The sequence below is a fragment of the Ktedonobacter sp. SOSP1-85 genome (genome assembly GCF_016587415.1).
Taxonomy (GTDB): Bacteria; Chloroflexota; Ktedonobacteria; order Ktedonobacterales; family Ktedonobacteraceae; genus Ktedonobacter.
This window is the reverse complement of record NZ_BNJI01000001.1, coordinates 6,110,520-6,134,989: the sequence shown is the minus strand read 5'-3', so window position 1 is coordinate 6,134,989 and position 24,470 is coordinate 6,110,520. Positions and strand designations below refer to the sequence as shown.

Below are 24,470 nucleotides of genomic sequence, written 5' to 3'. Positions count from 1 at the left end.
GGAGTGCGAAAGAACATTTGCAATTGGGAAAGTGCATGGGTTTATTTTAACATTAAAAATACAACGTATGCAATATCGGCAAAATCTCAAGTAGAAATGTTGCCTGGCAGGTCACTCTCAAGCAGGTGCCAATAAGCGGCAGAGGTAGAGTACACAAGCATAGACCACTATTTTCTTCCTATACGGGAGAACAGAGCAGCATATACCATCGTTCCTATGCTACAATAGCAACTGCAGGCGATTATATGAAGTAGGCATGGAACAATGGCACGCATCGATTATTATAATGATCCTCAAGCCCCCAGACCCAATAGCCTGGTGCCCGCGGCATCAGCGATTATCTGTGATCAGCAGGGCCGCATTTTACTCCATCGGCGCAGCGATAATAATCTCTGGGCACTGCCCGGCGGCGCAATGGAGCCAGGCGAGTCTATTGGCAAGACAGTAGTACGCGAGGTGCGGGAAGAGACGGGCTTACATGTCCAACCAGAGCGGATTGTGGGTATCTACTCAGATCCGCGCCACATCATTGCCTTTAGTGATGGGGAGGTCAGACAACAGTTCTCGGTCTGCTTTGCCTGTATTCTCCTTGGTGGCAAGTTACGCGTCAGCGCGGAGTCATTCGAGGTCGCGTTCTTCTTCCCCTGCGAGATAGAGTATCTGAGCATGCATCCCTCTATTCGCCTGCGCATCCATCACTTTCTTGAGCAACGCACACAACCCTACTTCTCCTAGCGTCGGTTGGCAAACAGGGACGCAAGCAAGCCCGTCGCGCTCCCCCAGACCAGGTGGGCGGCGATCATCATCAGGTTACGCCGTCCGGGTTCGCGGTAGGCTGACTCTACCAGCCCCAGCGCGGGCAGGAGTCCAAGGTAGCTTGCGGCCCAGACAAGCAGGCCAAAGCCGCCTCCCTTCGCCAGTGACGGTCCGGGCATATAGCGCTCGACAGGTCTATAGAACAGGCCCATAGCAGTTCCATAGCCGAAATGAGATACAAGCGTCGCCAGCAAGATCTGGCGCTTGCTGAGCCGCCAATGGAGGTGCGCTCGCCGCGCCAGGTCTTGTATGATGATCTCGGGTGGCAGATCGTAGCGCTGCCCATGCGGCAAGAAGCGTTGTGTAAGCAGCATAAACAGCGTCATTGGCGCAGTCGCTACACATCCGGCAACGGCATCCTTGATCCACAATGGATACTCCTGGGCATCGGCCTCACGCGCACGTGTCGACATAGCATCTCTCCTTCTTGAACGGCTCCATCCTTCTGCGAACCCTTTTCCTTTCACACGTTGGAGCGCGTGAATTCGTGGCTAGCTCGTTTATTATGCTTGCTTGACGCTGCGCATTTCTAGATGCTACACTCAGGGGCAAGTTATCCAAACAGGACCTCTTATTTTGCCTGCATAAAGGATGCTGCCATGTCTACACACAAAGAAGTATTTTTGACTACAGCACAACAGGGTTCGTTATCATCCACCACTCCTCATCCTCCAGAGCAGCTTGATGCGCGCTATGAGTATTACCGCGAGATCTTTAAAACGCGAAGAAAGCCCTTTGCCTTTGTGGATCTTGACCTCTTACAGCAGAACGTCGAGCGCATCGCCACCCAGGCGGAAGGGAAGCATATTCGCCTGGCATCAAAGTCTATCCGCAGCACCGCTATTCTGCGCCGCATCCTGGAGGCCAATTCATGCTTTCAGGGCATTATGTGCTTTACCACGCGTGAGGCGGCCTTTCTGGCGGAACAGGGCTTTGATGACCTGCTGCTGGGCTATCCCACCTGGAACGAGGAGGATCTCGCCGAGATTGCCCGCGTCAATGCTCAGGGGAAGCGCGCCGTTTTGATGGTCGATAGCCTGGAGCAGATCGCGCAGGCGGAGCGCGTCGCGCAGCAATTCGCCGTACGCCTGCCGCTCTGCCTGGATATTGATATGTCTCTCCCCCTGCCGGGGCTGCACTTCGGCGTCTGGCGCTCACCCCTGCGCACCATCGCGGATGTGCGTCCACTGGTTGAGCATATCCAGGGCTCAGAGCATGTCTTGCTCGATGGCATCATGGGCTACGAGGCACAGATCGCGGGAGTAGGCGACGCCTTCGCAGGTCAGCGCGCAAAGAATACCCTCGTTCGCCTGCTCAAACGGCGCTCGCTCCCAGACATTGCACGCAGGCGAGCAGAGATCGTGCGCTACATTCAAGAGGAGGCGGGACTTCCACTACGCGTCGTCAATGGCGGCGGGACCGGAAGCATACACACTACCCGCACAGAGGCAGCAGTCACCGAAATAACGGTTGGCTCAGGCTTCTACTCCCCCACCCTCTTTGATAATTACCAGGCGTTTCGCTATCAGCCCGCGCTTGGCTACGCCATCGAGATCGTCCGCCGACCTCAGCCCCAAATCTATACCTGCCAGGGAGGAGGCTACACGGCCTCCGGCGCGGTCGGACTCGATAAACAACCTCAGCCCTATCTGCCCAAGGGAGCCAGGCTGGACCCCATGGAGGGCGCGGGCGAGGTACAGACACCTGTTCACTACAAGGGAGCGCTCGCCCTTCACCCGGGAGACCCCATCTTTATGCGCCACGCCAAGGCGGGAGAGGTCTGCGAACGCTTTACGCACCTGCTGCTGGTGCAATCTGGCACCATCGTCGACGAGGTAACTACCTATCGCGGCGACGGTAAATGCTTTTTATAAACGAGTTGTAAGAGGGAATAGATATGAGCCAGAAGAGTTTGATGGCCCCAACCAGCACGGGAAGCGCGCGTAACTGGCGCAACTGGTCGGGTTCGGTTGCCTGCACGCCCCAGAACTTCGCGCACCCAAGCACGATAGAGGAACTGCGTAAGCTTGTCCTCCAGGCAGGCACAGCAGGTGGACAGGTGCGCGTCGTCGGTGCGGGGCACTCCTTCACGCCCCTCGTACAGACTAATGATACGCTTATTTCGTTGGACAACTGGCAGGGGATCGAGCATGTCGAGAAAGTGGACGAGCAACAGGACATAGTCACTGTACGTGCAGGCACCAAGCTAAGCACGCTGGGCAAATTGCTACATGAACATGGTTTAGCTCAGGAGAACCTGGGTGATATCGACGTGCAAAGCATTGCAGGCGCCATCAGCACGGGTACGCACGGTACCGGCATTCAGTTTGGCACCATCGCGACGCAGGTCGTTGGCCTGACCCTGCTGACGGCGCAGGGCGAAGAGCTAGAATGCTCACCTGAAGAGCGCCCTGATATTTTTAAGGCCGCGCAGGTCTCGCTGGGCAGCCTGGGCATTCTCACACACGTCAAATTGCGCACCGTTCCCAGCAAGCGCCTGCACTACCGCAGCCATCGTGAATCTCTTGAAAGCTGCCTGGAGCATCTGGAGAGCTACAAACAGGAGAATAGCCACTTCGAATTTTACTGGCTCCCGCATACAAAGTGGGTCCAGACCAAGTTTGCCAATGAAACGGAGGCCGCGCCCAACGCTGGAAGTCTCTGGAGCACGATTAACCAGGTCGCGCTGGAGAATGGCCTCTACTGGCTGCTCTCGGAGGCCTGCCGCCTCTTCCCTCGCCTTACACCTACCATCAGTCGCATCTCCGCTATGGGTATCTCCCCCGTAGACGAAGTTGACTACAGTCATTTGATCTTTGCCACCCCGCGCTGGGTGCGCTTCCAGGAGATGGAATACAACATTCCCGCCGAGCACTTCACCACCGTCCTCGCCGAGGTAAAGCGCTGCATTGAGAAACACAACTTTGAGGTCCATTTCCCCATCGAATGCCGCTTTGTGCAGGGTGATGATATCTGGCTCAGCCCAGCCTACCAGCGTGATTCCGCCTATATCGCTGTACATATGTATCGCGGAATGCGCTACAAAGACTATTTCCAGGCCGTCGAGGAAATTTATCAACACTACCAGGGGCGTCCCCACTGGGGCAAGATGCACACTCTCACGGCAGAGCAGTTGGCGAGCCTCTACCCTCGCTGGGAGGACTTCAAGCGCATCCGGGCGCAGCTTGATCCCCAGGGACTCTTCCTCAACGGCTACCTACATGTCCTGTTTGGCGTGCCACCGGCGTCCGTTTAAGTCCATCTTGTAGGGTCCATGCTGGCATGGACTCCGAGGCCGGCTGGCTGATACCCAAACGCTGGGACATCGCTTCGCTCAGAGTCCATGCCAGCATGGACCCTACAGTTTGGCTCCTGCACGCCCCACTGTGCTTTCACGCTCAATGAGCCGGAAAGGGATATACACACGCTCTGGTGGTACATCACGCGTGCCCTCGATACGCCCCAGCAGGAAATCGACCGCCGTCTCGCCAATCAGTTTCTTATCGGGCGAGATGGTCGTCAGCGCTGGAAAGGCATAGCGCCCCTCCTCGATATCATCAAAGCCGATGACCGCGACATCCTCGGGCACGCGCAATCCCATGTCATAGAGGGCACGTATGGCTCCCAGCGCCATCAAGTCATTGAAGCAAAAAATGGCATCCACGGCTACACCATCAGCGAACAGGCGACGTATAGCGCTATAGCCACTCTCTCGATCATAAAAGGCTTCGGTTGTGGTAATCAGTTGCCTATCAGAGGCGATGCCAGCCTCCTGTAAGGCTTGCAGGTAGCCACGCAGGCGTAGTTTGGACGTTTCCGCCTGGTCGGGGATATCGATGCGCAGACCAATAGCGGCGATACGCCTGTAACCCAGGCGCAAGAGGTGGCAGGTAGCTTCATAAGCCGCGGCAACGTTATCAATCGCCACGTGATCATGGGGAACATCGAGGAAGCGCTCGCCCAGCAGCACCACGGGCGTCTCAACCAGGCCAGGTTGCAGATCCTCCTGCTCAAGCGCCAGGGGACTTAAGATCACCCCATCTAAGAGTTGCGGGCGCCATCCATTGATGACCATACGCTCATTGGCGCGTTCCCCCCCAGTCGTATCCACCAGGACGGTATACGCCTGGCGCCCCGCAGCCAGGATAATAGTATTGCTGACCTCTGCAAAATAGGGGTTTAAGAGTTCAGGGATAGCCAGGCCAATCACACCCACACGTCCCTTGCGCAGATAGCGTGCCGAGAGATTGGGCTGGTAGTTTAGCTCCTTGAGCGCCTCTTCAACCCGCTCGCGCTTCTCATCAGTGACATACACCCGCCCATGAATCACATTGGAAACCGTTTTTATAGAAACTCCAGCGCGTAATGCGACATCTTTGAGCGTCGTTGGCACGTGTTTCTTATTCCTTTTCCCAGAACTCCATGAAATACAACGTCAGACAACTATACCATGAAAAATTTATTACCGTCAATGCAAACGCCAAATTATATTGACAATGGTAAATTTTATATGGTACAGTTCTTTACAACGTTGTAATCGCGATTACAACGTTGTAAAAGTGGAGTTACAAGAAATCTGACAGGCGAATTCACGGATCAACGTAGATTTTTAGAGGTGCCGAGGTACCAACGCTGGTGACGATCTCTTCTTCCGGTCTTTTATTGTTGCTCATATGCAATTACAACGTCAATCACCTGCTTGTATCCTCGATCCTATTCACGCAGATTCAACTGGGAGTGTAAGTTACAGAGAGGCCTGCCATGCTTGTAACCGTGTGGCGCTGACACAGCTTTTTCAGAGGAGTATCACACAAAGGAAGGATCACTCAATGGTCTCTGAGCAGCGTACATTTACGACGGGTTCTGAACCAGAACAGGCGTCGCGCATTAGCCGTCGAGGCTTCCTCGGGCGCGCGGCCGCTCTCGGTCTGGGAACCACGGCCCTGGCTGGAATTCTCAGCTCTTGTGGCACAACCGCCTTTGGCGCGGGCAAGACACACATTACCTACTGGCATCTCCTGGGTGGCGGTGACGGCGAGCGCATGCTTGAGATGGTGCAACAATTCCAGCATAACCACCCCGAGGTTGACCTGGAAGCGGTCACCCTCTCCTGGGGAACCCCCTACTACACCAAGCTCGCGATGGCGGCGGCGGGCGGACGACCACCCGATGTGGGTATTCTGCACATGTCGCGCCTACCAATGTATGCGGGAAGCGGCCTGCTTGAGCCGTTCGATACCTCCGCCCTCTCCAACAACGGCATCACACAGGATAATTTCGTGGACCCCGTCTGGCAGAAGGCGCATTACAACGGCAAACTGTACGCCGTTCCTCTTGATACCCACCCGCTGGTGATGTACTACAGCACGGACGTCTGCCAGAAGGCGGGGCTACTTGACAGCAACGGCAAGCTCCTGGAATTCAAGGGCGAGGACGACGTTCTCAATGCCTTTAGCGAAGCTAAAAAAGCCTCTGGTGCCCTGGGCCTCGCCCTGGGCGTGGGTGATCCCTCCACCTGCTGGCGCGTCTTCTGCGCCCTTTATGCTCAGCTCAATGGGCAGTATTTCTCAGCAGATGGCACGCAACTGACCTTTGAAGATGACAAGGCGGAGCAGGTCCTGGCCTATATCTCGAAGCTCGCCAAAGAGGTAGGCAGCACCAATATCGATTATCCGGGAGCTGTTGCGCTCTTCAGCGGCGGGAAAGCAGGCTTCCACTGGAATGGTGAGTGGGAGGTCACGACCTTCCAGACGCAGAAGATGAAATTCGACATGACACTCTTCCCTAATGTCTTTGGTGGCCAGCAGACCTGGGCCGACTCGCACTCTCTCGTCCTGCCACGCCAGGGGACGGTTGATCCAGAACGGCGCGCAATGAGCATTAAATTTGTCAGCGAGCTTCTCAAGAGTAGCTATATCTGGGCACAAGGTGGACACATTCCGACGTATCTGCCCGTAGCGACCAGCAGCGAATATAAACAGCTCGTACCTCAGTCGCACTACGCGGCCGAAGCCTCAAACGTGGTGTACGATCCCCCGGTCTGGTTTGGTGGAGCGGCCTCTGAGCTGGAAAACCAGGCGGGCGCGGCCTTTCAGTCAATCATCACGCAGCAAAAGACGCCCAAGCAGGGCATCCAGCAATTCCGCGCGGCCATGCTCAAGCAGTTGCAAACGCCCAAACCGTTTTAAGGACGCTCTACAGCACAGAGAGGATTCGTCATGTCAGAAATTTTGCTTGAACAACAGCCTGCCGAGCGTCTTCAGAAGGCGCAGCAGGCCAGAAGGCAGGCTCGCTGGCGCAATGAACTAACCGGCTTTGCCTTTGTCCTTCCATTCCTGCTGGCTTACGCCATCTTTCTCATCTGGCCCGTCATTCTCGGCTTCCGCATGAGCTTCTTTAACTGGAGCCTGGCGGGCACAGGCACCGATGTGTTCATGGGCTTGAGCAACTATGCTGAGGCCCTGGGCGACGCCAACTTCTGGGGTGCCCTGGGAAACACCTTCCTCTTTACCATCATTAGCACACCTATTCTGGTGGTGCTGAGCCTGGGCCTGGCTTTGCTGGCGAATATGGCCATCCCCGCGCGCTGGCTCTTCCGCCTGGCCTTCTTTGCTCCATATATCCTGCCGGTCTCGGTGGTGGTCCTGATCTGGAACTGGCTCTACCAGCCTGGCTTTGGCCTGCTCAATAGCGTGATCACGGCCTTTGGGTTCAAAGAGGTCGCCTGGCTGTCCGATCCCAATGTGGCGATGCTCTCGGTCGTGATTGTGACGGTCTGGTGGACGCTTGGTTTTAACTTCCTGCTCTACCTGGCAGGTCTACAACAAATTCCCCAGGAGATCTATGAAGCGGCCTCAATTGATGGCGCGAACTCCAGCTCGAAGCTTTTTAGCATTACCGTTCCACTCCTGAAGAATACGACGGTTACCGTGATTATCCTCCAGGTCATTGGCTCGCTCCAGCTCTACGCGCAGGCGGCCCTGCTCACGGGTGGCGGCCCAAACTTTATGACCCGCCCCATGCTGGAATACATATACGATTCGGCCTTCACCTCCTTCCGCGTCGGATTCGCATCGGCGATGTCGTATCTCTTCTTTATCGTTGTACTCGTCGTAACAGCCATCCAGTTTGTCGTACTGTATCGTAGGGAGGCAAAAGGTAATGAGTAGTCTGGCATCCAACCTGTCGACTCGGGGGCAGGCAGAACCCAGGAAACGTTTCTCGCTTTCGCGCACGCTCGCGCTTGTCTTGCTGACGATCATGGCGCTGCTGTGGATCATTCCCCTGCTCTGGGCGGTCGATACCTCGCTGAAACCAGAGGCAGAGACCACTACAGTGCCTGTAAGCTGGCTGGCCTCGCACTTCACGGGTGACGCCTACCACAACGTCTTCAGTACAGCGGATATCTTCCGCTGGTACTTTAATAGCGCGTTTACGGCGTTGATCGCCACGGTACTGGTCATTGTCCTGGCGAGCCTGGCCGCGTTTGGTCTCTCGCGCATTCGTTTTCGCGCCCGAGGTCCCCTCTTCTGGATCATTCTCGCCGGCTTGATGGTCCCCGGTCAGATCCTGATCGTGCCCCTCTTCACCGAGATGCAGCAGATGAACCTTGTCAACACCTACTGGGGCATTATCCTGCCACAGATTGCCTCTCCCCTGGCGGTATTCATCTTCAAGCAGTTCTTTGATAACATCCCACAGGAACTGGAGGAGGCAGCCATCGTTGACGGGGCCAGTCGCTTCCGCGTCTACTGGCAGATCTGGATGCCCCTGGCGCGCACCGCGATCTCGGCAGTGGCGATCATTACCTTTATCGGCGTCTGGAACAACTTCCTCTGGCCCTTCATCGTCGCCACTGGCGTTGACATGATGACGCTGCCAGTCGGCCTGGCGACGGTCCAGACCTCCTATGGCGTCCGCTATGCGCAGATCATGGCCTCGGCGGTCGCGGGCGGTCTACCGGTCCTAATCGTCTTCCTGTTCTTCCAGCGCCAGATCATTCAGGGCGTGGCTGGAACAGGCCTCAAAGGCTAAGCGCCCTCTCTCGCGCCTGCGATGCGAAAGGGTGGAAAAAGGATGGGCGCGTGGTGCTGGCGAATGCCAGCACCACGCGCCCATCCTTTTTTTAGGTATATTGTGAGAAGTTTAACGCAAAATGCGTATTATATCTAGCACAACATGCAAACCTCCCGGGAACAAAACACGCGCCTCTAACGTCTCTTAGAGTAGAGTTAAAGCTAGACAAATCATCTCTATACTGGCTGCTCTGCAACAGCCACACAATGTATACCGTTGTCCACACATACGGTTGTTGTATTTTTATGTCTAAAAAAGGAGCCGCAATTATGAAGGGCCGGGGAAACCAGCTACGAGGCCTAAAACTAGGGGCCTGCTCTGCTTATTGTTGACCATTTTCCTTGTAGGCTGTGGAGGCGCGAGCACGAGCGGCGGCACAGCCAGCAGCAATACTGGTAGCACAGCAAGCTATAATACTTCCAAGCAGGCCAGCTCCAGCAATGCGAGTGGGTCTTCTACATCCAATGCGCCGACAAACTACACGCCACAGTACCTCATTAAGCAACTGAATGTCACCATGGAGGCCAAAGACACAAACAGTACCGCCAATGATCTACAAAACTGGATCACGAGCACTGATACACGCGCCTCCTCTTCGGGTATGCAATACCAACTGAACGGAGATACGTATACGATTACCATTACCTTCTCCGTGCAGGCCAGCGACTATACCCAGATTCAGCGCTACCTGGTAGACTATCCTGCCAAGCACAACGGGCGCCTGCTTAGCCTCAATGAGTCGGTGCAGAACGCCACCAATGACTACATTGATACGCAGTCACGCCTCAAGAATCTGCGCGTCGAGCAGCAGCGCCTACAGGATTTGATGAAGAATGCCCAATCAATGTCGGATGTCTTGAGCATTAATTCGCAGTTGTCGGATGTCGAGGGGCAGATCGAACAGGCAGAAGGACACCTCAATGCTCTGAGCGACCAGACCACCTTCTATCCCATTTCGATCACGCTTCAACCGCCAGGAGATGGCTCCGCTACACCTACGGCCCCCAGCGGCAATAGTTGGAACGCCGGTCAAATCGCGCACGATGCCTTCCAGGCCTCGCTCCACTTCTTCCAATTCCTGGTCTCGATCCTCATCTGGCTGCTGGCCTTCAGCATCTATATTATCCCAACTCTAATCCTCATCTGGCTCTACAGGCGCTGGCGCAGGGGCAGACAGGTGACGAACTACAGACCACAAAGACTCTCTACGCCACCGCCAGCAGCGACATTACACACGCAGCAACCTGTACCAGAGGCAGTACACCCTAAAGAGGAAGAGCCAGTTGCGCATGTGGATGCTGGCGAACAGGCAGAAGAAGAAGCTCAGCCCGTAGTCAACGAAGAGGAGCTACCAATCAGCTAGCCTCCAGTGGAGAGAAAGGCCCGACGCTACTAAAGTACGCGTCTACATATGCTCGTAATATGTAGACGCGTACTTTAGTAGCGTCGTCCAGCCACCTACGCTAAATCTCGACAGCTGCCAGGCCGTGTGCCCCGAGGATGGAGGGGATTTCTCTGACTCTCATTGCTCCAGGGCATCTAGCATCGTACGGATAAAGCCGACGCTTACTGAGAGCCAGTCGAAGGAGCGCGTCCAGGCGACCCATTCCTGCTGTGTTGGCCAGCCGGGCCGGTAACGTGTGATCATCTCGCGGGGCATGATGATCGCCCACTTGCTGCCCTCGCCCAGGGAACCCGGTGTGATCCTGACATTGAGGTTGAAGACCGTCTCTTTAGGGAGGTGCTGCTTCCAATCTGGCATGCTTTTGAGCAAGGGGTCCTGGCGCCAGGCGCTAAAGAGCGCGGGCTGAGGCTCCTCGCTCCCCTCGGCGGGTCGCAGGGTCACAACCTGTCCAACGACCACCGAGCGCTCCCACTCAGGGAAGCGCAGCCAGACCGAGTAGCGATACTCATCCAGGCCCATAGCAGAGACGAAGGGAGTATATCCATCGCGCGCGAGGCGACGCTGGGTATCGCTCTGCCAGAGCGCCACCATCGCATCGAGACGCTTTTTCTTTTCCTGTTCGCTCGCTCCAGCCAGCGAGCCACTATTTACGGGGTATGGCGTTGAAGCTGTCATTAACTTGTCCTCATTTACATTGTAGGGTCCAAGCTGGCTTGGACTTGCCCGACCCACAGGCCGATACCTGTACGTGGGGAGTCGCTGCGCTCGGAGTCCAAGCCAGCTTGGACCCTACAACTGGTATGTATCCTTCACTATACAACACAAGGCTGGGCAGCCGGGAAGTAGCGTTCTAACCAGGCCAGCAGGTCCGCCGTCAAGGGGGCGGTAAAGGTCATGACACGATTATCGACATAATGGCGTAGCGTCAGACTGCGCGCGTGCAGAAACTGGCGACCAAGCACGAGATCAGAGGGCTGGGGTTCGCGATATACCGGATCACCCACGATAGCCTGGCCTAAGGCCGCCAGGTGCGCTCGGATCTGGTGCGTGCGACCCGTCACTGGTCGGACTTCGAGCAGCGAGCGCGACGCCTCATGCGCCAGCACACGTACCTGGGTACGTGCCTCCTGTCCGCCCTCAATTACGACACAGCGCCGCCGGTCATCGGGGTCGCGCCAGAGGGGGCCATCGATCAGAAACTCAGTATCGGGCGCAAGCTCCTGAATGAAAGAGGTAGGGAAGTGTGCAAGCACCTGCCCATTGTGAGGGAAAGCGACACTCAGGGGAGCGCGTGGCCGTGTCCAATCTGGCGAACCTGGCTCGACGACCGCCAGGTAGCTTTTGACTATGGTATGGTCATGAAATTGATGAACCAGATGCGTGCGCGAACTCTCCGTGCGTGCCAGGGCCACCACGCCCGAGGTATCTTTGTCCAGGCGATGCACCAGGCAGGGGCGTGGGAGCAGGCCTTCTTCTTGCAGGATTTGGGCACGCCGCCGCTCGCGCAGCATATTCTGAATCTCCAGAGGGGCACGCGCCCAGGCGGGATCGTCCGCGAGTTCTGGTGGATTCCACTGCTCGGGCTCCTGCGCTGCCAGGTGACGCAGCAGAGCATCCCACATCGTACCGCCATCAGTATGCTTGTAAGTGGGGTGAATGACCATGCCTGCCGGTTTATTGACGATCAGGAGATAATGGTCTTGATAAAGAATAGTAATGCCCATCTCTTCCATGTTAGGCAGTATAGGGATTGAAGTCGCCAACGTCAATAATCCTTTCAACTGGACAATGGTCCTATCAGGCTCACCCGCAGGATGGAGCACATAAAATTTTTCCCTCGCACAAAAAAGAGATGGCATATCTCTACTACCATATTTGCCACAAGCCGCAAGAATGGTAGAATGATAACAAATATTTGCTTAAGGAGCATTTACACAGGCAGGTAGAGAGGTTTTTTGAATGTCACAGTTGCACTATCATGCCCAACCAACCCTACGAGATCCCCTGGTAATCGCCGCGTTCCGGGGCTGGAACGATGCCGCAGAGTCGGCGACGCATGCCATTCAATATCTCGCTGACCGCTGGTCATCCGAGAAAATTGCCGAGATAGATAGCGAAGACTTCTTCATCTTTACAGAAACGCGGCCAACAGTCAAGATTACCGACGACGATAAACGCGTGATTGTGTGGCCTAACAATGATTTCCTGGCCTATAGCGCACCCGATCTAGAGCGCGATATTATCCTATTTCTGGGGACCGAGCCACAACTCAAATGGAATACCTTTGCGCAGAGCTTCTTAAAGGTCTGTAGGAACTTTCGCGCCTCTGAGGTGATCTTGTTTGGGTCGATGCTCTCAGATGTTCCCCACTCGCTCGCGGTTCCCATCACGGGGGCTTCGTACGATCCCGCAACACTTTCACGCCTGGAAGAGATGACACTCCCTACCTCTGGATATGAGGGTCCCACCGGGATTCTCAGCGTGCTCCATGAAGTCTGCCACCAGGCACAAATACCGACCACGATGTTCTGGGCCGCTGCCCCCCACTACCTGGCAACTACCCCCAATATCATGGTCTCGTCTGCCCTACTCACCACGCTCAACGGCTACCTATCTCTAGACCTGGACCTCGATGAGATCCAGGCTGAAGCCAGGCGCTTTAGTTCCCGCATTGATGCCATGGTTGCGCGCAATCCAGAGGCCGGCGAGTACATTCGCCAGCTCGAAGAGCAGTTGGATGAGCTAGAGAACGAGATCGAGATTGAAATTGAACTGGAGGAGGAAGATGAGGATGAGGCGGATTCCCACCGCGAAGAGCAGTCAACCCCTCTGCCAAGCGCAGATGTTTTGATCGAGAATATTGAGGCCATGTTACGGATGGAACGGGAGCATCAGGGCCTTCCCTATCACTCTGATGATGACGAGAAGGATGTTGAATAGGATGATGAATGAATAAAGAGCTTCATAGCCTCGAAGAGGTGCTGCAACCACGCTCAGTCGCGATTCTGGGCGCCTCGCGTTCCCCCAGAAGTGGGGGCATGTCGCCGCGCGCCAGTTGATCGAAGGGGGATTTGCTGGTGAGGTCTACCTCATCAACCCGACCGTGTCCGAGATCCTGGGACGCCCCACCTATCCCAGCCTGCGTGATGTCCCCGGTCAGGTAGACCTGGCTGTGATTGCGACCTCGTTCCCACACGTCCCCAGTTCCATTGAGGATTGTATCGCTAAAGGCGTGAAAGGTATTGTCCTGATCACCGCTGGCTTTAGCGAGACGGGTCCCGAGGGGCGCGCCCTGGAGCAAGACCTTGTGGCCCGCTGCCGCGAGCATGGCATTCGTATCGTCGGCAGCAACTGCATGGGTCTCTATGTGCGTCGCTCCAAACTCAACGCGTTGGGAATGGTCTTCCCGCTTCCCGAAGGCCCCATCGGCCTGGTCTCGCAGAGCGGCAACCTGGGAATGTATTTCTACGCCCAGGCGCACCTGGATGGCTGCGGTTTTACCACCTTCTTGAGCGTCGGCAACTCCGTCGATGTCTCCTTCCCGGAATGCATGCAGTACCTGGCCGATGATCCAGAGACCAGTGTGATCGCTGGCTATGTTGAGTCCATCGAAGAGGAGACCCTGCGCCAGGTCACCAGAGATATGCATGCGCGTGGCCATTACAAACCTGCCGTGATCCTGCTCAGCGGCGCGACAGAGGTGGGTGTGCGCGCCTCCCTGGCCCATACTGGCTCCCAGGCTCGCGTTCGCCCAGATAGCGATACCAGCCTCTTCGCCAGCGGCGTCGTACGCGTCCTACGCTCAGACGAGCTCTTCCCCGTGGCCCAGGCCCTCGCGCTGCAGCCAACAACCCCTCAGGGCGGTCGACGCATCGCGATCATTGGCGATGGCGGCGGCAGCTCGGTCGCCTCTGGCGACGCCGTGATCCGCGCCGGCCTGGAGGTTCCCGTCCTCAAAGCCGAGACGCAGGCGGCCCTACGCGCGCTTATGCCCAGCCGTGCGACCTCGACGAATCCCGTAGACGTCGCGGGCGCCGCCGATGAGGATCCCCTCTCCTTCGCCCACCTGGCCGAGGTCTGTGTCAAAGATCCCGATGTCGATGGCGTGATCATTACGGGACTCTTCGGTGGCTACCGCTGGCTCCTCTCAGAGGACTTTGGCCCACGCGAAGAGGCCGCGGCCCGCGCCCTTGGCGACCTCGTACGCCAGTATGGCAAACCCATACTGGTTCAGACCATCTATGCACGCCACGATATCCCCGCGCTGCGCATCCTGCGTGAAGAGGGCGTCCCCTACTACGAATCGGTCGAGATCACCTGTCGCGCCATGGCCGCCCTCTCTGAAGTCGGCCAGTTCCTGGCCAGACAGGAGAGCACGGCTCCAGCCTCACAGGCATCCATTCGTTAGCCAAGATCAGTTGTAGGGTCCATGCTGGCATGGACTCGCCCGGCCCGCAGGCCGATCCCCTGATGCAGGGATGGTCGCTTCGCTCGGAGTCCATGCTGGCATGGACCCTACAAGAATTTCTCAGAGAAGCCACGGCTAATGGTGGTGGCTTCTCTGACGATACGCTCGATGAGTTCCTGGGTCGAGGGGATATCCTGTATCAGGCCCGCGACCTGGCCACCCCAGACGAAGCCTTCATCGAGCTCGCCTTCCAGGGAGGCGCGCGTGTTTACCCGCCCCTGGATGTAGGGAAGCAGGCGAGCCAGGCGCTCCGGCGGCGTGAGCTGCTCCTGCTCCATCTCGGCTTCAAGCGCGAGGATCTGCTCGGCGGCCTTCCCTTTTAGCACACGCGCCGGGCGCCCGATGGCGCGCTCAACCACCACGGTATCCGTCTCTTGCGCCTCGACCAGCGCCTGCTGATAGGCGGGATGAGCATTGCTCTCCTGTACCGCGACAAAACGCGTCCCCAGTTCAATGCCTTCCGCGCCCAGGGCCAGGGCCGCGACAAGCCCTCGTCCATCGGCGATACCTCCGCTGGCCAGCACGGGGATACTGACCGCGTCCACCACGCGCGGAGTGAGCACCATTGTTCCGATATCGTCACGTCCCAGGTGGCCACCGCCCTCAAAGCCTACGGCGATGACGGCATCCGCGCCCAGAGCTTCGGCCTTGCGCGCCGCACGCACCCCCGCGACTAATACCATCGTCTTCACGGGGACGCCGCTCTGCTGAATATGCTTTAAGAGTGGCTCGGGATTGCCGCCCGTGATGCTAATGACGGCCGGACCTTCCTCAAGGGTGACATCCAGAAACTCGCCCAGGGGAATGTGACCGATAGGAAAATTGACGCCGAAGGGCTGCTCCGTCAAACGCTTCGCCTGCTGAATATTCGCGCGCAATTCATCGGGAGTCTTAAAGCAAGCGCAGCCAATCTGCCCCAGTCCGCCTGCATTAGAGACCGCCGCCGCAAGCTCGGCAAAGGAGAGATGGGCTAGCCCTCCTTGCACAATGGGATAACGAATACCCACCAGTTCGGTAAAACGCGTTTGTATACGTTCTGGAAGTGACGACATCGCTGGCGTACTCACTTTCTTTTTGCCAAATTAGATGCAGAAATAAAACGTGCCTGGAATGTTGTATCACATTCCAGGCCGTTGTTTCAATTGTCTCCCTCTTCATGTTCTGTAAAGCTTGCTTAGTGCATAACCAGGTTGAAGGCCGCCGCCCCGAGCAGGCTTACCACCAGGATGGCTGCGCCAAAGGCGACCAGAGTTTTACGCATATAATTATTCATGGTCTCGTCATGCATTCCAATACCCAGATAGAAGAGGTCTTCGGCCTCGGTGCTGGCCTCCTGGCTCAGGGTCACCGTGGCAAGTTCGCCCATGCGGCTGCGCGAACTGACCACACCTCTGGTATACAGGAACACATTTACAAACACACCGCCTACGACAAGGGCAACGAAGAAGATTAGAGCGATCAAACCGACCATTGCTTGCATAGTTACACCGTCCCTTTTTTGTGTCTGCCTGAACATACCAGTCTGTTTACTACTCCACTTGCGTGGTTGTTCGCACTTTCAATTACCTAGACGCGTACTACACAAGGCGCTAAAAAAAGAAATGCCTCCATTTCTCTTCAATGGAGGCATTTCGTAATGATTTTGTCAGAAAAGCGTAACTTTTCGCGTCACATTCAATAAAGCTGGCGCTCTACAAGCCTATCAACGTCTCTTTCCCATACCAATCCTACAAAACCACTGTCACTTTCCGCTGTGTTCCTCCACGCAGAAATCCAATGGTGACCTTTTCGCCAGCTTTGTGGGTTCGCACGATACGCTGCAAGTCCCGAGGCTCGGTTACAGGCTCTTCATCGGCTGAGAGGATAACGTCCAGGCGCTTGAGTTGAGCCTGGTCCGCCGGGCTCTGGGAGCGAAGCTCAAGAATCTCCATGCCCCAGCGCTGCTGGAGCTGTAAACGCTGGCGCAGCGACTCCTCAAGCGTGACACGCATGCCGCCCACGCCAAGCGAGACGCCCTCGGGCCTGGCGGAGCGCTGAGTGGCGATCTTTGCCACCACACTCTTGACTGTATCCAGCGGAACCGAGAAGCCCAGGCCCTGGGCCATCGGCATCATAGCCGTCGTAATCCCAACCACGTGCCCCAGGCTGTCTACCAGGGGACCTCCAGAATTGCCGGGATTGATGGAGGTATCTGTCTGAATCAGGTTGGTCATCTTGGGAGTGCCTGGAGCCTGCAAGGTACGTCCCAGAGCGCTGACCACACCCGCGGTGACCGTCCAGTTTAAGCCATAGGGATTGCCCACTGCAATCACTAGCTGACCAACCCGCAGGGGCGAATGGCCAAGCTCGGCCACTGGCAAGCGCTCAGTTCCGATACGCAGAACCGCGACATCGACAGCGGGATCGCTTCCCATCAGGCCTGCATCGAAGGTTCGCCCATCGGCCAGGGTCACCTTGATATGGCGCGCCCCCTCGACGACATGGGCGTTGGTTAAAATTTGTCCATCAGAAGCAAAAATGAAGCCCGAGCCGATTCCTCCCCGCAACTCTGGCGGATAGCCATAGGAGCGAGAGCGGCGCGTGGCATGCTCGACGTCAATACGTACAACCGCAGGTCCAACCCGCTCAGCCGCCGTCGTGACCGCGTGCGAATAGGCATCTAGCGCCAGGGCATCTTTTTCAAACGTACTCATATCACATCGTGCTTTCTCGTGGAACCCGATCATGCTACGTATGTGCGAGGCTACAACTCAATAAATTTGATAGCTATTATATCACAACTGCTGAGACCAGAGTATCAAGGGATAGGTATTCTCTGGGGAGTGGCGTGATCGATAGGTGTTGCCTTATCGATCACGCCACTCCCCAGAGAATACCAAATCTCCTATGGGCGCGATTATTGGCTGGTTGGTTGCGTTGTCCCTAGTAGAAAAGAAAAAGTAAGTTTCTTTTCTTTTGAATGTGCCCGTATAGCTCTTGACAAGACAATTGCATGTTTTGTTATTCTACTCTTTTGGAGGATTTGTGAGAAAAGGTTTGCGGCGCAAGATGGCGCCATTTCTCGCTCGCCTGATGGGATGTGCTGTCCTACTAGCGACTCTTTCATCGATATTTATCTATCATAGTAATCCCGTTTCTGCGGCGTCACACACTGGACGTCACACACTACCTAGTCGTGCGATTGCGACGCTCAAACGCTATAAATCCACACAAGGAACTAGCAAACAGAAACAGCTACAGCTCTCGATCAGCCTCAATCTTCGCAATCGCGCTGGCCTGGACGCGCTGATCGCGGCCCAGAACGATCCGAAGTCACCTTCTTATCACCACTACCTGACGCCCCAGCAGTTTACAGCCGAGTTTGGCCCAACGCAAGCGACGGTGGAGAGCGTCGTCTCCTACTTGAAGGGGCAGGGATTAACGGTTACCTCGGTAGCCTCAAACAATATGCTGGTGAATGCAGCCGGATCAGTAGCAACGGTTGAAAAGGCCTTTGGCGTCACGCTCAATGACTACCAGGTCGACGGACGCGTGGTCTATGCTCCCGCTTCTGACCCGACCATTCCTGATACGCTAAGTAACACGATTCTGAATATTGAAGGATTGGACAATCTCGTTCTCTATCACCATGCAGCCATAAAGCAACAATCCAGGCAAGCGACTGGCCCAGGAAAAGGCTACACGCCGACGGAGTTGCGGACCGCCTATGCTATGAATGAACTAATGAACAATGGCGGCACCGGCGCTGGTCAGACGACGGCTCTTTTTGAGCTCGATGGCTATAATCCCTCCGATGTTTCGACCTACCTCGACTACTATCATCTCGGCTCTCCCAAGTACTCGAATGTGCTTGTGGATGACGCGACCAATACCCCTGGCGATGGAGCGGTAGAGGTCGAGCTGGATATGGAGGTTCTCTCAGCGCTAGCGCCCGATGCCACGCAGAAGGTGTATATCGGTCCCAATACCGTTCCTGGTGTGAATGATACATACAACAAAATCGTGACCGATAACCTCGCCAAAGTCGTCAGTATTAGCTGGGGCATATGTGAGCTGAACTCTGGTGACGCGGAACTGACAACACTGGACAATATCTTCACGCAGGGTGCAGCCCAGGGGCAGGCTTTCTTTTCTGCATCCGGTGACTCTGGCGCCTACGATTGTCGCGATGGCTCAACCCTGGCTGTTGACTCGCCCTCTGATGACCCATATGTGGTGGGCGTTGGCGGTACCAATTTACAGCTTCAAAGCGATGGGACCTACGGCAGCGAGTCAGCCTGGAGCAATACGACCTACGGCGAAGGCGGCGGCGGTGGCATCAGTGCTCACTTTACACGTCCAGCCTACCAGGCAGGCCCCAATCTTACAAATCTCAACCGCGAGACGCCCGATGTATCGGCAGATGCCGATCCACAGACTGGCTATTCAATCTACTGCACCACTACGGACACTATCTGCGCTCAGGGGTGGGGAGTTGTTGGTGGTACAAGTGCCGCGGCCCCCTTGTGGGCGGCCCTCGCCACCGATGTGAACGAATACCTCTCTAAACAGGGTAAGCCTGGTCTCGGTGGGGCCAGCGCCAGTTTATACGCCCTCTACAACACTCCTCAGACCTACAGCGCCTACCACGATATTACGTCGGGTAATAACCTGTACTACCAGGCCACTTCAGGCTATGATAACGCGTCTGGTATAGGCACCCCTGATGCCTGGAACATCGCGCGCGACCTGCTCACTCTGGCACCGGGCGGAGATCATGGCTCGACGCAGTTGTTACAGAATCCAGGCTTTGACAATGGATCACAATCGTGGACAGAACATGCTTCTGGCGCGTATGAGATCGTCGATACGACGCAAGCCCATGCGGGGGATACGAGCGCCGATCTCTGTGGCTACGCAACGTGTAACGATAGCATCGGGCAAACTGTGACCCTTCCCGCCAACACCACTAAAGTTGTGCTAAGCTACTGGATCTATGTCAGCAGCCAGGCCACAGGACGCAACTGCACCGACGCCCTCATCACACGCCTGCGCACAGCTAATGGAACCACCATTGCCACCTCTCAGAAACTGTGCAACACACAGGCCCCAGGATGGAATCAATATACCTTTGACATCACGCAGACGCTTGCCAAGTATGCCGGAAAACGCGTTGAGGTCGACTTCCACGGGACCACGACATCTTCGACAGCGACGGCCTTCTTCGTTGATGATGTGGCGTTGACGGCTACCCATTCTTGAAAATAGAGGCAAACCATGGATAGAAGAACATTCAAAGGAGTTTACGGTATGCGACCTCTGTTCACAGGCTCCAGATGGAGAATTACAGCCTGGCAAGCACGCTTCGCCTGCATAGCATTGCTGGCAGTGTGTCTGATGATCGGAGCATTTCTAGCGCCTTCCATCGCCAACGCGCAGGCCGCACAGACGGCAACACACCAGATCCAGCTTGCGGGGCTGACCATGATTGACCAGCAACACGGCTGGGCATTCGATGAGAGCCATACCCATATCTATGCGACGCATCAGGGACCCGAACACTGGCGCGACGTGACGCCATCACAGTTCAAAGCGACGAATATGTTCGTCACAACTTCATTCTTCCCGGATGCCAGGCATGGCTATATTGGAGCCCTACAAGATCAAACACAGATTCTTCTCAGCACCCAGGATAGTGGTCAGACCTGGCAAACAACATCCTTTACCCTTTCGACCCCTGGTGGGCCGTACTACTTCTATCAGATTAACTTTCTGGACTCCCAACATGGCTGGCTCGCGTTCAGCGCTCAGGGTTCCCATCCAGGATCGTCCGAGATCGCACTATTGCGCACCAGTAACGGCGGTAAAACCTGGGAGACCTTACTGAATACCGTTGATAATCCGGCGAGCCTGGTTCGTCCATACGGCCAGTCGATCCATTTTACGTTTGCCAACCCCCAACAGGGCTGGGTAACGGGCATCTGGCTCTCGGGCGAGGTCTATCTCTATAGCACCCATGATGGCGGCAAGACCTGGAGTAAAGACAACATTGCGCCCATTAAAGGGGGCAATAGCGTTTATTTTACACAAGGGTATGGGCCATTCTGGCAAGACAAGTATACTGGCACGCTTTTTGTGAAATATGACACAAGCTCTGGCAACGGTATGTCGCATCTCACCGCCTATCAGACGCAGGATGGAGGCAAGACCTGGCTGCTGGGACCTTCTTCGCCCGCGACCTGGTACACGGAATTCACAAACTTTAGTTTCCTCAATGCCCGAGAGGGCTGGAGCTTTGGCTTTGATGGTCAGGGCCAATTCGTCCTTCATCACACCAGCACTGGTGGTCGCTCCTGGGATATCATCCACCCAAGCGGGCTACTCAAGGCTGACGCCGATTGGCAGGTGTTGGGTGGCTTGACCTTCCTCACGCCCCAAACGGGTTGGGTCTGGATCAAGGATAAGCAGAATAACTGGAACCTTTTCCAGACCAACAACGGCGGTCATAACTGGCATGCTCTGCAGCCAGTTGCCGACTAGCCTTCTTGATGTGAGATAAAGGATGTGGTGCTGGACCAGCTAAGCCGGTCCAGCACCACATCCTTATTTGTTCCCAAATTATTCAACCTTTCAGCCATGTGCTGCGTATTATAGGTGAGGCTGTGAGAGAACGGTCGCAGTCAAGATGAGCACACAGCAGAATAGATGAGCACATAAAAACATACTTATGCAGCATATGCAAAAAGGAGTGTAATAACAATGGCACAAGATCCACGTGAAGGCTATACTGATCGCAGCAATATTGAGCAGAAATCTTATGGTGTTGAAGAGCTCCAGGTCGTTGGCGAGCAGTTGCTGGCCAAGGTAAAAGAGCTTATCCATGAGGGTAATGTTCGCCGTATTATCATTAAGCAGGATGGCAACTCCATTCTGGAGCTTCCTCTGACCATTGGCGTCGCGGGCGTTCTCCTCGCGCCAGCCCTGGCAGCGGTCGGCGTCCTGGGCGCGCTGTTGACGCAGTGCTCCATCGAAGTCGTGCGCACCGATAATCCCACCGACTATATCGAGCGCAAGGTGGAAGAGATTCGCGACGACGTTCCCCCTGCCCTCTAAACTCAATTAGTGTAGAGAAAAAAGTGTGAGAGCTGGTTCGGGCCAATGCCCGAACCAGCTCTCACACTTTTTTCTCTACACTATAAAACTACCCTAGCTTGACTACGGTGAGGATGCGCCCATTGACGACCTCGACGCCCTGCTTGACGCGCGGGAAGGCCTTGACCTCGCTAACAGGAAGGACCAGGGCATGCTCGCCTTTCTCTCCATTGCGTCCCGTCCAGCCGAGCAGCAAGTGATCCTGTTCATTTACCAGCATACTGAGCAAGACGCGGTCTTTGTCGCCAATCTCGGTAGTGACCACACCACCAGTTGCACGTCCCTTCTGGGGATACTGGCTAACAGGTACCTTCTTGAGCGTGCCCTGCTCGGTTACGACCAGCAGGCTATTCAGCTCTGGCAGGACTTCGCCCGTGGTCTCGTCGACGACGGTCCCTTGAGGCTCATAATAAGAGGCGCTTACAACGACGCCTCCTCCCTTAGCGAGGGCGATGGCCGCGACACCCTGGCCGACACGGCCCTGAGCACGCAAGGCCTCGTCACTAAAACGCAGCGTCTGCGCATAGTCGGTAGTGACAAAGTACTCGCCCTGGCCACGTGAGAGCAGCGCCGTGACGACGCTATCGCCCTCGGCCAGCTTCATATCTTGCGCGCCATCGATATCGACCGTTTTGTACTCGCTGAGTGGCGACTTCTTGACCTTGCCCAGGCGGCTAAAGGTGACCATGTAGCGATCCTCGTCATAGGCATCGATGGGCACAACCGCCACGATCTCTTCACCTGGCGCCAGCTCCAGCAGATCGCGGATGGCCTCGCCCTTGGCGGAACGCGTCACCAGGGGCAGGCGATGGCTACCGATCTGGAAGACACGCCCGGTCGAGGACATACACAGCAGGTAGTCCTGCGTGGTGGTGGCGACCACCTGGCGCAACTGCTCATCGCCACGGACAGGGGTATACGCAAGCACACCATTTTTCTGCTTGGGCTTGAAGGTATCGGGCGCAAGTGCCTTCAGCGTCCCAGGAGAGGCAAAGGCGACGGTCAGCGGCTCACGCTCGTGCAGGCTGGCCACGTGAGTGATGGGCGCGTGGGGCTGTCCCTCAACATCAATATAGGTCCGGCGCTCATCCGCAAACTGGCGCATGAGCTGCTGCATCTCCTTCTTCAAGAGGGAGATCAGGGCGCGCCGATTCGCGAGCAGATTCTCTAGCTCCTCGATGCGCCGCTGCAACTCATCGCGCTCGCGCTGGTATTTGCCGCTATCCAATTTGGTAACCTGCGAGAGTGTCATCGAAGCGATGACGTCCGATTGGATCTCCGTCAGGGAGTAGCGCTCTTCAATGGCTCTACGGGCGCTGGTCCGATCTTCTGACTGCTGGAAGATCTTCACGATCTCTTCCGCGTGCGCGGCACCGGTAATCAGGCCCTCAATGACATGCAGGCGCTCACGGGCCTTGCGCAGGTCGTACTGTGCCCGGCGCGTGAGCAGGTCGAGCTGGTGCGCGTTCCAGTAGTTGAGCAGTTCCAGCATCCCGGTCTGTTTGGGCTGGCGTGCGGCCTGCATGGGTGAGCCAAAGAGAAAGACCATCTGGAAGGAGATCGCGATCTGGAGATCAGTTTCGCGATAGAGCTGCTCCAGCGTCTGGGCTGCGTCCACGTCTTTGCGCAGTTCCAGCACGATACGCGTCCCCTTCTCGGTGTCGCTCTCGTCGCGCAGATCGGCCATCAGTCCTTCGAGTTTGCGCGCGTTAAAGGCCTTGATAATGGAAGCCTTGACCTTGTCGCGTCCAGTCGGGGGAATCTGGGTAACGACGAGCGCGCGGCTGCGCGGCGTCTCCTCCAGGCGCACCTCCGCCCGCACAATGATACGTCCCTTGCCGGTGGTGAAATAATCGCGAATGCCCTCGGTGCCGATGATATGGCCACCCTGGCTAAAGTCAGGCCCTGGAATATAGCCCATCAGCTCATCGACAGTCATATCGGGACGGTCTAGCAGGGCGATACAGGCTCGTAGCACCTCGCCCAGGTTATGGGGCGGGATGTTGGTTGAGAGGCCAACTGCGATACCGCTGGAGGGATTGACGACAGGCGGAATGCGTCCAGGTAGATAGTCAGGCTCCTGCACCTTGGGATCCTGCTTATAGGTTGGATGCAGGGGGACCGTCTCGCGCTCCATATCGGCCATCAAGGCCTCCGCGAGCGGCGAGAGGCGCATCTCGGTGTAGCGATACGCCGCCGGGGCATCGCCATCCTCGCTGCCCATGTTGCCCTGCCCCTCGATCAGCGGATAGCGCATGGTAAAGGGCTGGGCCATGCGGGCAGCCGCCTCATAGACCGAGGTATCGCCGTGAGGATGATAATTACCCAGGATCAAGCCTACAATCTCGGCGCTCTTGACCGTAGGGCGGCTGGCAAGGTAACGCGCCTCGCGCATACCCGCCAGGATGCGGCGCTGCACCGGTTTGAGGCCATCACGCGCATCCGGGAGGGCGCGATCCGTGACCACGGAGAGACCATAGGTCGCAAAGGCCTGGGCCATGATCACGGAGAAATCTTCCTGTATGATACCCGTTTCTACGGTTTTCTCTGTATTTTCACTTACACTAGCCATCG

20 protein-coding genes are annotated in these 24,470 nt (G+C 56.3%); 12 read left to right on the top strand and 8 right to left on the bottom strand.

Features of this window, described 5'->3' with window-relative positions; genetic code table 11:
• Positions 1–264 precede the first annotated feature (264 nt).
• Complete coding sequence (locus KTE_RS25690; protein WP_201386032.1) at positions 265–735, top strand: NUDIX domain-containing protein; 471 nt, start codon at positions 265–267, stop codon at positions 733–735.
• Here the strand turns inward: KTE_RS25690 and KTE_RS25685 are convergent.
• A complete protein-coding gene (locus KTE_RS25685; protein ID WP_201386030.1) occupies positions 732–1,229 on the bottom strand; it encodes a DUF6789 family protein in 498 nt (165 codons plus the stop codon). The two genes, KTE_RS25690 and KTE_RS25685, sit on opposite strands and share 4 nt — an antisense overlap.
• A gap of 120 nt (positions 1,230–1,349) precedes the next feature.
• On the opposite strand from KTE_RS25685, the gene KTE_RS25680 reads away from it, so the two are divergent.
• The gene (locus tag KTE_RS25680; RefSeq protein WP_201386028.1) at positions 1,350–2,690 is read left to right on the top strand and encodes an amino acid deaminase/aldolase; all 1,341 of its coding nucleotides are present in this window, start codon (positions 1,350–1,352) and stop codon (positions 2,688–2,690) included.
• Positions 2,691–2,713: 23 nt separating this feature from the next.
• Positions 2,714–4,072, top strand: coding sequence for a D-arabinono-1,4-lactone oxidase (locus KTE_RS25675; RefSeq protein WP_201386027.1), 1,359 nt, complete (start codon positions 2,714–2,716; stop codon positions 4,070–4,072).
• Positions 4,073–4,174: 102 nt separating this feature from the next.
• On the opposite strand, the gene KTE_RS25670 is transcribed toward KTE_RS25675, so the two are convergent.
• Positions 4,175–5,209: a LacI family DNA-binding transcriptional regulator gene (locus KTE_RS25670; protein WP_201386025.1), complete on the bottom strand. Its 1,035-nt coding sequence runs from the start codon at positions 5,207–5,209 to the stop codon at positions 4,175–4,177.
• A 436-nt stretch (positions 5,210–5,645) separates the two neighbouring features.
• Between KTE_RS25670 and KTE_RS25665 the strand changes: the two genes are divergently transcribed.
• The 4 genes from KTE_RS25665 to KTE_RS25650 all read left to right on the top strand — a co-directional run bounded on the left by KTE_RS25665 (position 5,646) and on the right by KTE_RS25650 (position 10,255).
• The gene (locus KTE_RS25665) at positions 5,646–7,004 is read left to right on the top strand and encodes an extracellular solute-binding protein (protein WP_201386023.1); all 1,359 of its coding nucleotides are present in this window, start codon (positions 5,646–5,648) and stop codon (positions 7,002–7,004) included.
• 30 nt (positions 7,005–7,034) lie between these two features.
• Entirely contained in the window at positions 7,035–7,985 is a 951-nt protein-coding gene (locus KTE_RS25660) for a carbohydrate ABC transporter permease (RefSeq protein ID WP_201386021.1), read from the top strand.
• Positions 7,978–8,850 carry a carbohydrate ABC transporter permease gene (locus KTE_RS25655; protein WP_201386019.1) on the top strand — a complete coding sequence of 291 codons (873 nt, stop codon included), beginning with the start codon at positions 7,978–7,980 and terminating at the stop codon, positions 8,848–8,850. The genes KTE_RS25660 and KTE_RS25655 overlap by 8 nt, the downstream gene beginning before the upstream one ends.
• A 367-nt stretch (positions 8,851–9,217) precedes the next feature.
• Entirely contained in the window at positions 9,218–10,255 is a 1,038-nt protein-coding gene (locus tag KTE_RS25650; protein WP_201386017.1) for a DUF4349 domain-containing protein, read from the top strand.
• 159 nt (positions 10,256–10,414) lie between these two features.
• On the opposite strand, the gene KTE_RS25645 is transcribed toward KTE_RS25650, so the two are convergent.
• Both KTE_RS25645 and KTE_RS25640 read right to left on the bottom strand, forming a co-directional pair.
• On the bottom strand, positions 10,415–10,972 hold the full coding sequence (locus tag KTE_RS25645; protein ID WP_201386015.1) for a hypothetical protein: 558 nt from the start codon (positions 10,970–10,972) through the stop codon (positions 10,415–10,417).
• A gap of 137 nt (positions 10,973–11,109) precedes the next feature.
• Entirely contained in the window at positions 11,110–12,060 is a 951-nt protein-coding gene (locus tag KTE_RS25640) for an RluA family pseudouridine synthase (RefSeq protein ID WP_201386013.1), read from the bottom strand.
• 196 nt (positions 12,061–12,256) lie between these two features.
• On the opposite strand from KTE_RS25640, the gene KTE_RS25635 reads away from it, so the two are divergent.
• Both KTE_RS25635 and KTE_RS25630 read left to right on the top strand, forming a co-directional pair.
• A complete protein-coding gene (locus KTE_RS25635) occupies positions 12,257–13,237 on the top strand; it encodes a PAC2 family protein (protein WP_201386011.1) in 981 nt (326 codons plus the stop codon).
• Positions 13,238–13,352: 115 nt separating this feature from the next.
• Complete coding sequence (locus KTE_RS25630) at positions 13,353–14,705, top strand: CoA-binding protein (RefSeq protein ID WP_201386009.1); 1,353 nt, start codon at positions 13,353–13,355, stop codon at positions 14,703–14,705.
• Between the two features lie 107 nt (positions 14,706–14,812).
• Here the strand turns inward: KTE_RS25630 and KTE_RS25625 are convergent, their stop codons facing one another.
• From KTE_RS25625 to KTE_RS25615, 3 genes are all read right to left on the bottom strand, one after another.
• A complete protein-coding gene (locus KTE_RS25625) occupies positions 14,813–15,817 on the bottom strand; it encodes a nitronate monooxygenase family protein (protein WP_201386007.1) in 1,005 nt (334 codons plus the stop codon).
• A gap of 122 nt (positions 15,818–15,939) precedes the next feature.
• Positions 15,940–16,245 (bottom strand): hypothetical protein, encoded by a 306-nt coding sequence (locus KTE_RS25620; protein WP_201376422.1) that lies wholly within the window; start codon positions 16,243–16,245, stop codon positions 15,940–15,942.
• A gap of 247 nt (positions 16,246–16,492) precedes the next feature.
• Positions 16,493–17,458 (bottom strand): S1C family serine protease, encoded by a 966-nt coding sequence (locus KTE_RS25615; RefSeq protein ID WP_201386003.1) that lies wholly within the window; start codon positions 17,456–17,458, stop codon positions 16,493–16,495.
• A 355-nt stretch (positions 17,459–17,813) separates the two neighbouring features.
• Here KTE_RS25615 and KTE_RS25610 point away from each other — a divergent pair, with 355 nt between their 5' ends.
• From KTE_RS25610 to KTE_RS25600, 3 genes are all read left to right on the top strand, one after another.
• Complete coding sequence (locus KTE_RS25610; RefSeq protein ID WP_236600566.1) at positions 17,814–20,006, top strand: protease pro-enzyme activation domain-containing protein; 2,193 nt, start codon at positions 17,814–17,816, stop codon at positions 20,004–20,006.
• 48 nt (positions 20,007–20,054) lie between these two features.
• Positions 20,055–21,284: a YCF48-related protein gene (locus KTE_RS25605; RefSeq protein ID WP_201385999.1), complete on the top strand. Its 1,230-nt coding sequence runs from the start codon at positions 20,055–20,057 to the stop codon at positions 21,282–21,284.
• A 219-nt stretch (positions 21,285–21,503) separates the two neighbouring features.
• Positions 21,504–21,857 carry a DUF4342 domain-containing protein gene (locus KTE_RS25600; RefSeq protein ID WP_201385997.1) on the top strand — a complete coding sequence of 118 codons (354 nt, stop codon included), beginning with the start codon at positions 21,504–21,506 and terminating at the stop codon, positions 21,855–21,857.
• Between the two features lie 88 nt (positions 21,858–21,945).
• On the opposite strand, the gene KTE_RS25595 is transcribed toward KTE_RS25600, so the two are convergent.
• On the bottom strand, positions 21,946–24,468 hold the full coding sequence (locus KTE_RS25595; protein ID WP_201385995.1) for a DNA topoisomerase (ATP-hydrolyzing) subunit A: 2,523 nt from the start codon (positions 24,466–24,468) through the stop codon (positions 21,946–21,948).
• Between the last annotated feature and the right edge of the window lie 2 nt (positions 24,469–24,470).